The organism is Paenibacillus sp. FSL R5-0517 (assembly GCF_037974355.1).
Lineage (GTDB): Bacteria > Bacillota > Bacilli > Paenibacillales > Paenibacillaceae > Paenibacillus.
Genome location: NZ_CP150235.1, coordinates 2,595,270 through 2,609,206 on the forward strand (window position 1 = coordinate 2,595,270; position 13,937 = coordinate 2,609,206).

Here is a 13,937-nt window from a genome sequence, read left to right on the forward strand (position 1 = left end):
ATCATGAGAGCAATGCGTTTGGCAACATTGTCTGCTGGAGATAAGGGGGGCCATGCCGAGCAGCGGCATGGCAACTTTCGCTATGTGAGTGTACAGACGGGAGAACAGCCACTAACCCGCTATCAGGGCACATTTAAGTGCAGATATGGTTATGGAAGGGCGGCTGAGACGGTACATCAGGGAGATACCGGACAGGACTTTGCTGCGGTGCGTATGAAAGGAAATATCTGTAATTTCGTGCTGTGTGATGGGGTAGGCATGAGTTATCTGGGAGACTTTGCAGCGCGTTTTCTGGGGAATGCTTTACTGGATTGGTTGGAAACGACGCAACACCCGACAGAAGAGGGCGTTGAGCGACTGCTTCGGGATCTGACCCTTCCTGCATCTGAGCAGCTGGAGAAATTACAGCCGCTGGAAAGCTCTCCTTTGTTGCTGCGTGAAGTGTTGATGGAAAAGCGAAGTCGAGGCAGCCAGGCCATGTATGTGTGTGGACGGATTGAGCTTACGGGAGGCGGTCGCAAAAGTCGGGTGTGGCTTGCTTGGCAAGGAGATTCCCGTATTCGCCTGTGGCGGAATGGCCAGGAAGATTCTGAATTATTTCAGACTCACTGCAGGACCAATGAGCGTTGGTCTACACTTGAAGGCCCTGTTGGTGGTAAGCCGCACATCTACGAGACCAAAGGGTCCGCCAACGATTCACTGCGTCTTCAGTTATATACGGATGGATTAAACGACTTGGATGCGATTCAGGCCTATGTCCCCGATGAACACATTCAGGTACTGCTGGATGCTACACATACTGGCGGTCTTGAAGATGATGCCGCTTTCATTGAGCTGGAATGGTGAGCGCCGGATATCAAATTGTGCATTGATCCGAATGATGCTGTGACTTTGTTGAAGTCCAAACGTGAAAAAACTTGTTGGTGTTGATTTAAAAGACACTCTTTTTGGGTAATCTTGTGAAGAATTGGCTAATGATAGCTTCAATGTACATTCTTACATAATTGCTAAAATGAAGGAGTGGAATGGATAATGACACAACATAACGGCAAGTCACGGTTTCAAGGCAAGGTTGCGATTATTACCGGAGCAGGCTCAGGTATTGGGAAGGCGACTGCGGTCAAGCTGGCAAAAGAGGGTGCACATGTTGCATTGTTTGATCTGGTGAATGATCGGATCTCGGAAACGGAAGCAGAGATTAATGCGCAGCACCCGGGTGCGGCAAGAGCATTTGATGTTGACATCTCCGACCCGGCACGTGTGGAAAAGGCTGTGCTGGAAACCGTTGAGTTATTCGGCGGTTTGGATATTGTTTTTGCCAATGCGGGCATTAATGGTGTATCAGCACCTATTGAGGAAATTTCGGTTGAAGATTGGCAGCAAATTATCACAACCAACTTGAACGGCACATTTTTCACCGTAAAATATGCTTTGCCTCACGTGAAGAAACGGGGTGGCGGCAGCATTATCATTACAAGTTCGATTAACGGCAATCAACGCTTCTCAAGCTTTGGCATGTCGGCGTACAGCACATCCAAGGCAGGACAGGTTGCTTTTGCAAAGATGGCTGCGCTTGAGCTGGCGAAGTTCAAGATACGTGTGAACGTGATCTGCCCAGGAGCGATTGCGACGAATATTGATCAAAGTACGGTCAAAACGGATGATCTGCAACAGATCATTATCCCGATGGAGTTCCCGGAGGGACAGCAGCCGCTTGCGGACGGACCGGGTCAGCCGGAACATGTTGCCGATCTGGTAAGTTTCCTTGCATCGTCCGAATCCAGACATATTACCGGAGCAGAGATCGTCATTGATGGTGCAGAGTCATTGCTCAGCTAAGTGAGCATACGGGAGAATTTTCATTTATACTAAGGCGTGTCTTAGGGTGTGTCTGCGATAGTCGTTCCTCTGGAACGGCTTTTTTTGTTATAATGCTAACATTCGAATAGAGATACTGAAAAGCAGTAGGGTACATTCATTAGGAGCGATTATATGCATATAGAGTTACCGATACAAGAGGTTATTCCGGAGTTAAGACAATTATTTCGGGATCAAGATACAGGGGTGTTAATTGCAGAGCCCGGAGCGGGAAAAACAACTGTTGTACCGCTGGCTTTGCTGGAGGAGCCATGGGTCGCGGGACGGAAAATCATCATGCTGGAACCCCGAAGACTCGCCGCGCGTTCGGCTGCATCAAGACTGGCAGCTACGCTTGGGGAAAAAGCGGGGCAGACTGTAGGATATCGTGTGCGCATGGATACCCGGGTGAGCCAAGGGACACGTATCGAAGTTGTGACGGAAGGGGTATTGACCCGAATGTTGCAGCAGGACCAGGGTCTTGAGGATACGGCAATGATTATATTCGATGAATTCCATGAGCGTCACTTACATGGAGATTTGGGTTTGGCTCTGGCACTAGAATCCCGAGCGATGTTACGTCCGGATCTGAAATTGCTGGTCATGTCGGCTACTTTAGATCCAAATCCTGTCTGTGCATTACTGGGCGAAGGTACAAGATCGATTCATTGTCCGGGACGTACGTTTCCGGTGGATACACGATATGTGCCAAGACCGGTATCTATGCCACTGGAACAGTTCACAGCTCAGACGGTCAAGAGGGCATTAGCCGAACAGGAGGGGGATGTGCTTGTTTTCCTTCCTGGCGCAAAAGAGATACATCGTACAGAACGGGAGCTATCGAATGCTTCTCTGCCTGCACATGTGAACGTCTATTCTCTTTACGGCAGTATGCCCGTGGAACAACAGGATGAGGCCATACGTCCTGCGGCTGAGGGCACGCGCAAAGTTGTACTGTCCACCTCCATTGCGGAATCCAGCCTCACCCTCGCTGGAGTGAAGATTGTGGTGGATGCAGGGCTGAGCAGAGCATCGGCATTCTCGCCGCGCACGGGTATGAGCCGGCTTGTCACCCTGCCGGTGTCCAAGGCGTCAGCCGATCAACGGCGGGGTCGTGCGGGGCGAATTGCCCCGGGGGTGTGTTACCGGCTATGGAGCGAAGAGGTACATGGGGGGCTGCCTGAGGCAGCTCGCCCGGAGATCACCTCCGCGGATCTTGCGCCGCTGGCGCTGGAGCTTGCCGTCTGGGGTGTCCAGTCCCCAGCAGAGCTGCAATGGCTGGACACCCCGCCTGATGCCGCCTACGGCCAGGCACAGGCGCTGCTGCGCCAGCTGGGCGGCCTAGATGACGCAGGCCGCATCACGCCCTTCGGGCGGCGGATGAACACGCTTGGCGTGCATCCGCGACTGGCCAGCATGTTGCTCCGCGCGGCGGAGCTTGGGCTGGCCAGCTACGCCAGCATGCTGGCGGCACTGCTGCAGGAGCCTGCCGGCCTCCGCAGCAGTGGCAGTGCAGGCGCGGGCACGGACCTGCGCCCGCGCGTAGAGGCGCTGCTGACTGCGGACAGCAGCGGCAAGCCGCAAGCGGCAGCGGCTGCCCTAGACGGCGCGGCCGTGCGGCGCATGCTCCAGGAGAGCCGCCAGCTGCGCTCGGCGCTCGGCCCGGCGGCCGATCCGGTACGGCCGGATGAAGACAGCTGCGGATTGCTGCTGTCCTTCGCCTATCCGGACCGGATCGGGCAACGCCGGGAAGACGGCCGATATCTGCTGAGCAGCGGCCGCGGCGTACGGCTCGCAGCGACAGAATCGCTGAGCCGTTCAGCGTATCTGGTCGCAGCCGAGGCAGACGACCAGGGCGCAGATGCGCGCATCCTGCTGGCTGCGCCGTTGCAGGAGCAGAAATTGTTACAGGCAGCTCAGCACCTGCTGCACGATGAAGTGCAAGTGGCCTGGGATTCCAATACCCGCAGCGTGCGAGCCCATAAGAGACTTCGTATTGGAGCCCTTGTAATGAAAGAGAGCAGTATTGCACAGCCACCTGAAGATCAGGTGCTGGAAGCATTGTTGGCCGGAATACGGATGGAAGGGCTGGATTGTCTGCCATGGACTAAAACGTCCAGACAACTTGCGGACAGGCTGCGGTTCCTGCATCTCCATCTACCTCAGTGGCCCGACCTGATCGAAGATGATCTGACCGAAGAGCTGGCTGAGCATCTTACACCTTATCTGACAGGCATGCGATCGGCAGCCGACCTCAAGAGATTGTCGATGCAAGATGTATTGCTTGGTGGTCTGAGCTGGGGGCAACGACAACAACTGGACGATGAAGCTCCGACGCATATACAGGTGCCCAGTGGATCGCGTATTCCCGTGGACTACAGCCGTCCCGAGGCTCCTGCTCTGGCGGTGAGATTACAGGAGATGTTTGGACAACAGGAGACACCGCGTATAGCTGGTGGGCGAGTCCCAGTGACCATTCATTTGTTATCGCCGGCTCAGCGACCTGTACAGGTCACACGAGATTTGGCCAATTTCTGGCGTGAGACCTACTTTGACGTCAAAAAAGATCTGAAAGGACGTTATCCGAAGCATTATTGGCCGGATAATCCACTTGAAGCCGTGGCCACTAATCGGGCCAAACCACGGGGGAAATAGATGAATGATTTCGTTTTTTTAGATATCAACACCGGGTTCCCCGAAGGGTGCATTACATCAGGCTTAGATTCGGATGAACCACAACAATCCGTATTGTAACTCATCGAATCATACTCTACCTTAGCTAAGTAATCACCTTCTAATCAGGATGTGTCTCCAAACTCGCTGAGTGCATATTGTACTGTCTTTGTGCCCAATGCTACGTCACTTTGCCTTTTGTCCTATATTACGTCGCTTTTCCTTTTTGCTACATGCTGCGTTACTTTGCCTTTTAAGCCCATGTTGCGTCACACTCGCTTCGCGTGCCCTCGGTTCGCTTGTGGCAAACTTCCGGCATAGAACGATATTCGGGCAAAATCTGCTTTTTTAGAGGTTAAGGGCACGTCCCAGAGCGTGTCTTCAATCCTAGGGAAAGTCGGAGGGGCACTGGATGGATAGATGTTTTGGAACCGCCATCCTTCAACCTATGATCGATCGACCATGAATCGGAGGCTAACGAACCTGTGACGTCTTATTCAGTGATTTGAAGCGCCCGCAACATTCTAAGGAATCTGAAACACGTTATAGTTGAACAACAAGCCATTTAGAGCGTCTTTTCCAGGTGATTTTGATAAATAACGTGTCTCAAGTTCGTTACAAAATAGAATGTGGACCAAAAGGCCAAATAAGACGCCCTCAGTTCCTTAGAAAATTTCCGTAGAACATCTCTTGGAACATCCCTTTGGAGATCTTCTTAGAAAATCTCCAGAAAAATTGTCTTTAGATTCACCAGAGTTACACAGCCTCTACTTCAATATGATTTGGCCCCGGTCATATTCTGCAATGTATCACCAGAACATGGAGCTGAGCGCTAACGAACCTGTGACGTCTTATTCAGTGATTTGAAATGCCCGCAACATTTTAAGGAATCTGAAACTCGCTATCGTTGACACTCTATAGTTGGTTGAATAACGAGCCGTTCATTGCTATTAACACATACTATATTGCCTTGCAAGCGTTTGAAAGAAAATAAGGCGGGTAATAACATAGCGAACCACTCAATCAGATGAGGAGGGATTCATTATGCAAAAGAAAATCGTAGGTGTGTTTAATACAGAACGTGAAGCATCGCAGGCTATCGAGGGTCTGAAAGCACAAGGATTTACTTCAGACGAAATCTCCGTTGTTACCCAGGATCGGGATGAACTGAAGGCGATTCGGGAAGAGACAGGTACAAAAGCCCCTGAAGGCGTGGCTGCGGGTGCAGCAACAGGTGGTGTACTTGGTGGCGTAGCCGGTCTGCTCGCAGGTATCGGTGCACTGGCTATACCCGGCATAGGACCCATTCTGGCCGCAGGCCCTATCGCAGCAGCATTTACCGGTGCAGCTGTGGGTGCAGGAGCTGGAGGACTGGTTGGTGGCCTGGTAGGTCTTGGTATCCCGGAAGAGGACGCTAAACAGTATGAGGAGTATGTACAGAACGGCAAAATTCTGCTTCTCGTAGACTCCACGGATCGGGACACCGATGTGTACGATGTGTTTAGCAGCAACAGCCAACTTAATCGGGACAGAGCTCAAGTTCATGGTACAGAAGTACCTGCTGAACGTCCAGATCTGGATATGGAAGAACGCAGATTGGATGCCCAGAGCAAGGCCGCTCGATTGGGTAACAATACATTCTTGTAATCTTCCTGCTGAGCTGGTTGATAAGAGATCGAACCTAATGAGTTAATACCTGCAAAATGGAATGAAATAGATGATCCACAAGATGGTCATTAGCCGGTTTCCTTAAGGGAAGCCGGCTTTTGTCCCTGTGTTGCATGTTTGAGTCAATAATGGCGGTTGGTGTTTTTACCCATTCAAGCAGGGAATAACAATACATATAACAGTACAGCCAAAGCGAGTCCTATGACCAGTAGCATCAATGTGAGAAACCGAATTAAACCGGTCGATGCCTCAAACGTCTGCTCATTAATTTGAGTTCGCTTCCGATGGTAGGCTGTTGCCGAATAGAGAATGATGGATATACCGCCAATCAGAGATGTGATACCTGTAATAATCGCGGCAATATGTGCTAGTCGATCATACGCCGAGGAGTTGAAGCCGAATCCAGCTGCAAGAAAGCCGATACCTGCCATGGCAATACCCGTGCGTACCCAGGCCAGAAAAGTTCGCTCGTTAGCCAGGTGCTGTTGGACATATTTGGAATCGATGGTGGTTATGTCTGTGTCTGTGTCTGTTCTAGAAATGTGAATCACCCCGCTCATTAAGATATACGGCTTCATTGTACTTTGTTTTTATTGTAAAACCAAGCAAGAAAGGACGGCTGAATGTATGCCTCGCAAAGAACGAATTACAGAAATAGAGAGCTTGCGGGGAATCGCCTTTGGAGCGGTGGTTCTCCAACACTCCATTGCACATTACTCTTTGGTCCCGGAAACGAGACTGGAGGATGGCGTGTTGCTGGCCATACTGCTGATGCTCTCCAAATTTGCAGTTCCTTTATTCATATTCATAACAGGTATGGTGCTTTTTTATAACACGGGAGACAAGCTGCATTATGGCAAGTTTATGAGAAAAAGAGTAAATGATGTTATCGTGCCTTACCTGATCTGGTCACTCATTTACTTTACACTTGCACCACGAAGCTGGACCGGTTTCGGATGGAATGATATCCCCGATCTAGGATTGAAGCTGATTACGGGCAAAACGACTTCACACTTCTGGTACATCATTATGCTGATCCAGTTTTATCTGTTATTTCCGCTCTTCTTGCGTGCAATTCGTTATGTATATAACCGATATGAGGCCAAGGGACGCATGATCGCATTATTGATTTCGGGTGTGGTGTATCTTGTGCTTGCGGATCAATTAAGAAACATCGCCAAGTTCATGGAACGACTGAATATCCCGGTACTGACAGATGCTTTTACAACGTATGCAGATCGCAATTTCCTCTATTTCTTTATTTATTTTGTGCTCGGTGCAGCAGCGGGGTTATCCGTTCAGCACTGGAATGAATGGATTTATCGATTGCGCTGGATATACTGGACTGTGTTTATTGTTCTGGGTCTTCGGTTTACTTATTTATTAATGCTGGAGTTTCAAAAGCCGGAGGGCATCAAAATTACGTTTTACACGGTCAGCCTGATCCGCCCTGATATGGCACTCTTTCTGATTGCGTCCATTATGGTCATGTACCAGCTAGCCGGGAAACTGCACAACCTTAGGGCTACACGATTGCTAGGGTGGATTGGTGGTGTATCGTATGGCGGTTATCTGATGCATATGTTGATGCTGCGGTATAGCTATATTCCAGATGAATTGTTCTATGTTGCCATGGGCTGGAACCCTGTCGTTCGCATGATCATTACTTGGTTGCTCGCTCTTGCATTATCCTGTGTACTGACATGGCTCATCTCTCGCGTAAGCTGGGGGAAATGGATTGTGGGAACCGTGCCAAAATCTGTCCACAATAAATGAATCTATCATTATATGAAAAATTCTCAACAGATTCGCACTCAACAGATTTGCAGCAGTACAGGATTGTACAGGGTATATGCCAGTACAGAAATACAGAACTCAGTAATATAGGCAACAGAGAACCCATCAATGCAGGCTACACAGGATTCAATAATAAAGACAACAGAGAAACTCAGTAATACAGGCCACTCAGGATTCACGTATGCAGGATAAAGGATTCAGGAGTAACAATGTATGTAACAGCCTTTGCTCAGTCTTATATGATTAAAATTCGATTGAACGAATCGCTAAGTTCCTAAAATAAAACAAACTTTTGAGTATAGATTAAAATTTCAATACCTGAAAAATTCACAATAGAAAACCTTTTTCCGTGCTCCCACAAGTCATTCCGTATTCTCACGATTTCTTGCTCGTCCTCTATGAAGATGGGTAAAGGGGAGACCAAGCGGAGAAAGATGGCAGAACCCGAACATAAGTTTTATAATACTAGATATATAGGTTCTGATAGGAGGGAAATGAACGTGGCCTTTATGATTGCACAGCGGGCATTTATCAAGCTGTATTTAATTACGATGGTTGAACAGCACAGGGGATATGGTTATGAGATGCTGGAGGCGATGAAGCAGGAGTTCAAAGACTACGGTTATGTTCCACCCCAGAGCGAGGTATATCGGGCACTGCATGAACTGGTACAGCAGGGGGTATTTTATCGCACGAAGAAGCTGAAGGGCAATGATCCGAAGGTCGATTTTCAGGAAATCGTTCTATATCATTTCACGGATGATGGTGCGGAGAAAGCTGAGTTATACAAGAAACAGGTCAAAACGGATCTGGATCGTTGTCTCGGCATGTTACACAAGGCAGAAGAGGACAATTACGGTACGAAAGGAAGATGAGCATGAACAGACAGTTACAGTGGGGGGTACTCGGTACGTCAACCATTGCCAAAAATGCAGTCATTCCGGCGATCCAGCAGTCCGAACGCGGTGAGGTGTTAGCGATTGCCAGCCGCAGCAAAGAAAAGGCGGAGTCCCTTGCCGAAGAACTTAACATTGCCAGATCGTATGGCAGTTATGAAGAGCTCATCGCAGATCCCGATATCGAAGCCGTCTATATTCCTTTGCCTAACCATATGCACAAAGAATGGACCATCAAAGCGGCACAGGCTGGCAAACACGTGTTGTGTGAGAAACCAGCTGCCCTGAATGCTGATGAATCGGCAGAAATGATTGAGGCGTGTGAGCAGCATGGCGTTCTTTTTGCAGAAGCGATTATGTATCGATATCATCCCAAGCACAGACGTGTGCAAGAGATTATAGCCAGTGGAGAGATTGGTATCGTCAGAGCCATCCATGGCAACTTTACCTGTAATACCGCTGATGACAAGGAAAATGTAAGGTTCAAAAGAGAGATGGGCGGAGGATCCTTATTCGATCTAGGCGTATATCCGATCTCTGCAGCCCGGATGTATCTGGGACAGGAACCCGAAGCGGTGACGGTGCACGCTCTATTCTCGGACGAACATGATGGCGTCGATATGATGGCGTCGGGACTGGTAGAATTTCCGAATTCGGTCGCTTTGACTTTTGACTGTGGCATGTGGGCTTCAGGACGAGCGGAGATGGAGATTCTCGGTACGGAGGGACGGATTGAACTTCCCAAAGTGTTTGGCTGGGAGAACAGTGATATTCCACCTCAGATTATTGTGCACACCGATTCAGTCAGCCGTGAGGAGCGTGTATCGGTGTCGAATTCCTATGTGCTTCAGGTGGAGACGTTTGCAACGGCTGTGCTTGAAGGAGCGGCCCTACCTTTCAGTCCGGAAAATACCATTCAAAACATGAGGGTAATTGATGCGTGCCTGGAATCGGCTCGGACTCGTCAACGTGTTCAACTGATCGATTAGGTCAGGTCCTTTTAAATATATCAGAACGTGCAGGGACTCCATCTTCAGGGATGAGAGTCTTTTTTATGTCACAAAATGTTATAATTATAATATTTTACAATTCAAACGTTCGAATTTGATATTTCTACCAAATTTGTGTGATATAAATAGTCATGAGATGACTTGTTAACTATAATCTAGCAGAACGTGCAACTAGACAGTTACCGTTTGAAGTACGCATATCGAGACAATGTTCATCTACTTTGAAGGCTTGGGAGGCCGGATTAATGAAAAAGTTGTTATCGACCGCTTTACTGGCATTCTTGTTAACATTTGTTTTCTTCACAGGTTCACAGTTCACCCCAGCCCCACAGCAGAAAGCATCTGCTGCAACATGTACCATCATCAATACGTTTACCGGTGTGGCCAACTATTTGAGTGCAAACGGAACGTTGCCATGTAACTTTATTACCAAATCACAGGCCACAGGACTCGGCTGGGTAGCGTCACAAGGGAACTTGGCTGTAGTGGCTCCTGGGAAAAGCATCGGCGGAGACGTATTCGGCAATCGGGAGGGGCTACTGCCTTCGGCCAGCGGACGTACATGGCGCGAAGCGGATATTAACTATACATCCGGCTTCCGTAATTCCGATCGGATTGTGTACTCTAATGATGGACTCATCTACAAAACGACAGATCACTATGCATCATTCACAAGCATGAAATAGAGGAAGGAGCAGTCGTGAACACCGTGATTCTGAATTGAGGATGGACCAACTACCGAATCAGCGAGGAACGCATGGAGTATGAAGCAGGACAGGTGCGTGATCTGATGATGGAGGTACAGGCGGAACAGTCTGGATTTATATTGCGTGTTGAGAAGTAGCAGCAAATAAAGGAGTTTCAGATACATTCATTCCAGCAGGCAGACCACATGTGGTCTGTTTTTTTGTGTTGTAGCAGATTGTTCAAAAAGGTTGTTCAAAAAGCCCTTGTGTTGATTACGATTGATCTGAAAGCAGAGTGAGATTTTACTTTGCTCACCTAACGTTAAAATTATTTTCACGGAGGTATTGATTTCTGCATAACTTACGTTAAAATAAAATTAACATGAAAAATATTTTAACGTTGGGGAGTGGAATTCATGAACGATAACACAGCAGTTGGCAAACAAGGTATGGGTGAGCTAATACGAATCAGACCGTATATGCAGTTTATGCTTAGTAAAGTAGTATCAAGATTTGGTGATTCCATTGATTCGATTGCATACAGCTGGATGGTGTATATTCTGACCGGTTCAAAAGTGCTGATGGGGACATTGCTGGCGGTGAATTTTTTGCCGAGTATCTTTCTGGGTCTGTTCGCCGGGGCTTTGGTAGATCGCATGTCTCTCAAAAGAGTAATCGTGATTACGAATAGCGGTCGCGGGTTGTTCGTAGGGATTACAGCGCTGTTGTTTGGATTGGGCCAACTTGAAGTCTGGCATCTGTTTGTAATAACCATTCTTAATTCTTTGCTGGAATGCTTCACTGTTCCTGCAGAAGTGTCCAGTGTCCCCAGATTGCTTCCCAAATCGATGTTGCTCTCGGGTAATGCCATGTCCTCTTCCGCAACCAGAGTGGCTGAACTTGCAGGACTTGCATTGGCTGGTGCGTTAATTGCCACAATAGGTATTGCTTGGACGATCCTGATTGATGCGGGGTTGTTTGCGCTAAGTGCGTTAATAATGAGCCGAGTGGGCTATCCTCAAGGTTCATCATCCGCTAACAATGAAGATAAATTATTATCTGAAAAGGATTCTGTTCCATCCAATAAACGTAGTATATTCTCCGAAATGGCGGAAGCTTTTCATTTTCTCCGTAAACATACCTTATTGTTAATCGTTTCCTTCCTGTTTGCATTCGTTAATTTCTGTCTGATGCCATTCAATGTTCTCCGTACACCCTATGTAATTGAAACGTTGCACGCTGGCGCTTGGGGATTAAGTCTGCTTAGTGGGCTGATGGTGGGAGGCATGCTGTTAAGTGGTGTGTGGTTGACCCAAAAAGGGGCACATTATCGTAAAAGTGTGCTTGTGATCAGCGGTATTGTCATGCTGGGTCTCAGTTATGCCATGACGGCACTACCCGCCTATATGACGTCCTTCCAATTGCCCGTTGCGGCTGCCTTTTGTCTTCTGATGGGGATGGGGATTCCACTGGCTACGACCCCTCTAGGTACCTATCTAATGGAAGTTACTCCTTCCGAGATGCTAGGCAGAGTGTATGCTCTTCAGAGTATGCTCGTCGTGAGTGTCGCACCACTTGGGAGTCTGGTTTCGGGAGCACTTGCAGATTGGATGAGCATGCCTGTTCTGTTTATCGTCTTTGGGTTTATGCTTGCCATGTCCGCAGGTATGCTGTTATTTAGCAAAAGCTTTCGGAGTGCGATGTGAAGGATATTTAGAAAGAACCTGATCTGATTATGTGATAACATGTCATCGCCGGCTTGCTTTGACCGAAGTCCTGACGCAGCGGTATAATAGAGATATCGATGGACAATAGGTACCCCGGAAATGAGGATACAGGAATGGAGCACAAGGTTCTTTCAACCATTGAAGAAATTAAGATCTACTCCGATCCGTATCGGATACAGATTATGAATATGTTTAACAGGCAGGGCAGACCATCCACTGTCAAAGAAATCGCCGACCAGATGGGTGAGGTGCCAGCCAAAGTTCATTATCATGTAAAAAAGCTGGAGAAAATTGGTCTGCTGACGATCGTTTCTACGCGTGAGATTAATGGCATTATCGCAAAATACTACGAACCATTCTCTGGAGAAATCCATCTTCGTCATGAAGATGAAGACAATCAGAGCTCACCACTGAAACAGGTGTTTCGGTCTGAAACACTCAAATTATTAAATGAGATGTTCGAACAGAGTCGTCAGCGATTTATGCATCAGGCGGAAAACGAAGATCGGATGTTTCTCTCGGACATGACGCTGTATGCAACTCGTGAGGAAGTAGAGGAGTTATATAAAAACATCATAAAACTCTGTGAACCCTATACAACGAAAGAGAATCAACAAGGGGAGCAAGAGGTCTTTCAATTATTTTCTGCCCTCTCTAAACCTATAATGCAGACACCTGCTTCCAAGACAGATACGAAACAGAATAAGAAATCTGCGTCGGGTAAGGGCAAATCAACTTCGAAAACGTCTCGCTCTGTTGCTAAGGGGCAGAAATCTGCATCATCTGATCGTGAGTCAGAAGAATAAACAGACGGTATGCATGAGTTCAGTGTTAGTTATACCTTGAAGACAAGTAAGGCTTATGTGTCAGACATGTTGGAGATAACAAGAAAAAGCCGCCATAGGCGGCTTTTTATCGCATGATACGAGGGAGAAACGGTCGTATGTTGTGTATTGTATTGAATTCATTACAACATTAATTTCATGAAGACGCATAACCGTTTCAGTTCGCTATCATGTTACATGTTCTCATCATAGTCTTTTACATCACGTTTGGCAGCGGTTGCGGGTGAATTGGAAGTACCGTATTCTTCGACCGCTTCCCAAGCATCTGCATTGTCGAACTTGCCGGCGTTCTGCTGTCTTCCTTCGCCAGCACCACTCGGAGGCATGGTCATGACTTCTTCTTCAACGGGCCGATCGTTGCTGATCTCCCGGTTAGGCGTGTCATCAATACAGTAAGCGGTATATGGGATAGCTTCAAGTCGTTCAAAGGGAATATCTTCTCCACACGTTACACAGGTTCCGTATGTACCTTGTTCCATACGTTCCAATGCATCGTTCACTTGATTGAATTCGTCTGTTAATGTATCGTCGATCGCCAGATCACGGCTGCGTTCAAATGTTTCCGTACCGGCATCTGCCGGGTGATTATCATAGGAGGACAGCTCACCAGTTGAATCTTTCAGTGACTGGGCCGGAGCACCGTCTTCCATGCTGGATTCAAAATGGCGCTGCAAGTTTTCGCGTTGCTCTAAAAGGGCTTTTTTCAATTCTTGACGTTGATCTTGGGTTAATGTACTCATAAAAAAACACGCTCCTTTTCCCGTTGTGGGGTGTAGTG

The 13,937-nt window shown here is 48.0% G+C and carries 11 protein-coding genes and 1 pseudogene; 10 read left to right on the forward strand and 2 right to left on the reverse strand.

Annotated features, from left to right (window positions below):
• Window positions 1–3 precede the first annotated feature (3 nt).
• From MKX40_RS11775 to MKX40_RS11790, 4 genes are all read left to right on the forward strand, one after another.
• Window positions 4–846 carry a protein phosphatase 2C domain-containing protein gene (locus MKX40_RS11775; protein ID WP_339241719.1) on the forward strand — a complete coding sequence of 281 codons (843 nt, stop codon included), beginning with the start codon at window positions 4–6 and terminating at the stop codon, window positions 844–846.
• 186 nt (window positions 847–1,032) lie between these two features.
• Entirely contained in the window at window positions 1,033–1,839 is an 807-nt protein-coding gene (locus tag MKX40_RS11780; protein ID WP_339241720.1) for an SDR family NAD(P)-dependent oxidoreductase, read from the forward strand.
• Window positions 1,840–1,992: 153 nt separating this feature from the next.
• Window positions 1,993–4,512: an ATP-dependent helicase HrpB gene (gene hrpB / locus MKX40_RS11785; RefSeq protein ID WP_339241722.1), complete on the forward strand. Its 2,520-nt coding sequence runs from the start codon at window positions 1,993–1,995 to the stop codon at window positions 4,510–4,512.
• A 1,062-nt stretch (window positions 4,513–5,574) separates the two neighbouring features.
• Complete coding sequence (locus MKX40_RS11790) at window positions 5,575–6,177, forward strand: general stress protein (protein WP_339241724.1); 603 nt, start codon at window positions 5,575–5,577, stop codon at window positions 6,175–6,177.
• A 173-nt stretch (window positions 6,178–6,350) separates the two neighbouring features.
• Here the strand turns inward: MKX40_RS11790 and MKX40_RS11795 are convergent, their stop codons facing one another.
• Entirely contained in the window at window positions 6,351–6,758 is a 408-nt protein-coding gene (locus MKX40_RS11795) for a DUF202 domain-containing protein (RefSeq protein ID WP_339241725.1), read from the reverse strand.
• Window positions 6,759–6,825: 67 nt separating this feature from the next.
• Here MKX40_RS11795 and MKX40_RS11800 point away from each other — a divergent pair, with 67 nt between their 5' ends.
• The 6 genes and pseudogenes from MKX40_RS11800 to MKX40_RS11825 all read left to right on the forward strand — a co-directional run bounded on the left by MKX40_RS11800 (window position 6,826) and on the right by MKX40_RS11825 (window position 13,120).
• Window positions 6,826–7,974, forward strand: coding sequence for an acyltransferase (locus MKX40_RS11800; protein ID WP_339241726.1), 1,149 nt, complete (start codon window positions 6,826–6,828; stop codon window positions 7,972–7,974).
• A 521-nt stretch (window positions 7,975–8,495) separates the two neighbouring features.
• Window positions 8,496–8,870, forward strand: coding sequence for a helix-turn-helix transcriptional regulator (locus MKX40_RS11805; protein ID WP_036609188.1), 375 nt, complete (start codon window positions 8,496–8,498; stop codon window positions 8,868–8,870).
• A gap of 2 nt (window positions 8,871–8,872) precedes the next feature.
• Window positions 8,873–9,880 carry a Gfo/Idh/MocA family oxidoreductase gene (locus tag MKX40_RS11810; protein WP_339241728.1) on the forward strand — a complete coding sequence of 336 codons (1,008 nt, stop codon included), beginning with the start codon at window positions 8,873–8,875 and terminating at the stop codon, window positions 9,878–9,880.
• A gap of 380 nt (window positions 9,881–10,260) precedes the next feature.
• A pseudogene (locus MKX40_RS11815) lies at window positions 10,261–10,587 on the forward strand (ribonuclease); the annotation flags it as partial.
• Window positions 10,588–11,003: 416 nt separating this feature from the next.
• Window positions 11,004–12,293 carry an MFS transporter gene (locus MKX40_RS11820; RefSeq protein ID WP_339241730.1) on the forward strand — a complete coding sequence of 430 codons (1,290 nt, stop codon included), beginning with the start codon at window positions 11,004–11,006 and terminating at the stop codon, window positions 12,291–12,293.
• Between the two features lie 134 nt (window positions 12,294–12,427).
• Entirely contained in the window at window positions 12,428–13,120 is a 693-nt protein-coding gene (locus MKX40_RS11825) for a helix-turn-helix domain-containing protein (RefSeq protein ID WP_339241732.1), read from the forward strand.
• A gap of 212 nt (window positions 13,121–13,332) precedes the next feature.
• Here MKX40_RS11825 and MKX40_RS11830 read toward each other — a convergent pair whose 3' ends face one another.
• On the reverse strand, window positions 13,333–13,899 hold the full coding sequence (locus MKX40_RS11830) for a TraR/DksA C4-type zinc finger protein (protein WP_339241734.1): 567 nt from the start codon (window positions 13,897–13,899) through the stop codon (window positions 13,333–13,335).
• Window positions 13,900–13,937 lie beyond the last annotated feature (38 nt).

Coding starts and splice junctions, on each gene's coding strand:
- MKX40_RS11775 (WP_339241719.1), top strand. CDS start 4: ATGAGAGCAATGCGTTTGGCAACATTGTCTGCTGGAGATAAGGGGGGC.
- MKX40_RS11810 (WP_339241728.1), top strand. CDS start 8,873: ATGAACAGACAGTTACAGTGGGGGGTACTCGGTACGTCAACCATTGCC.
- MKX40_RS11830 (WP_339241734.1), bottom strand. CDS start 13,899: ATGAGTACATTAACCCAAGATCAACGTCAAGAATTGAAAAAAGCCCTT.
- MKX40_RS11820 (WP_339241730.1), top strand. CDS start 11,004: ATGAACGATAACACAGCAGTTGGCAAACAAGGTATGGGTGAGCTAATA.
- MKX40_RS11795 (WP_339241725.1), bottom strand. CDS start 6,758: ATGAGCGGGGTGATTCACATTTCTAGAACAGACACAGACACAGACATA.
- MKX40_RS11825 (WP_339241732.1), top strand. CDS start 12,428: ATGGAGCACAAGGTTCTTTCAACCATTGAAGAAATTAAGATCTACTCC.
- MKX40_RS11800 (WP_339241726.1), top strand. CDS start 6,826: ATGCCTCGCAAAGAACGAATTACAGAAATAGAGAGCTTGCGGGGAATC.
- hrpB (WP_339241722.1), top strand. CDS start 1,993: ATGCATATAGAGTTACCGATACAAGAGGTTATTCCGGAGTTAAGACAA.
- MKX40_RS11790 (WP_339241724.1), top strand. CDS start 5,575: ATGCAAAAGAAAATCGTAGGTGTGTTTAATACAGAACGTGAAGCATCG.
- MKX40_RS11780 (WP_339241720.1), top strand. CDS start 1,033: ATGACACAACATAACGGCAAGTCACGGTTTCAAGGCAAGGTTGCGATT.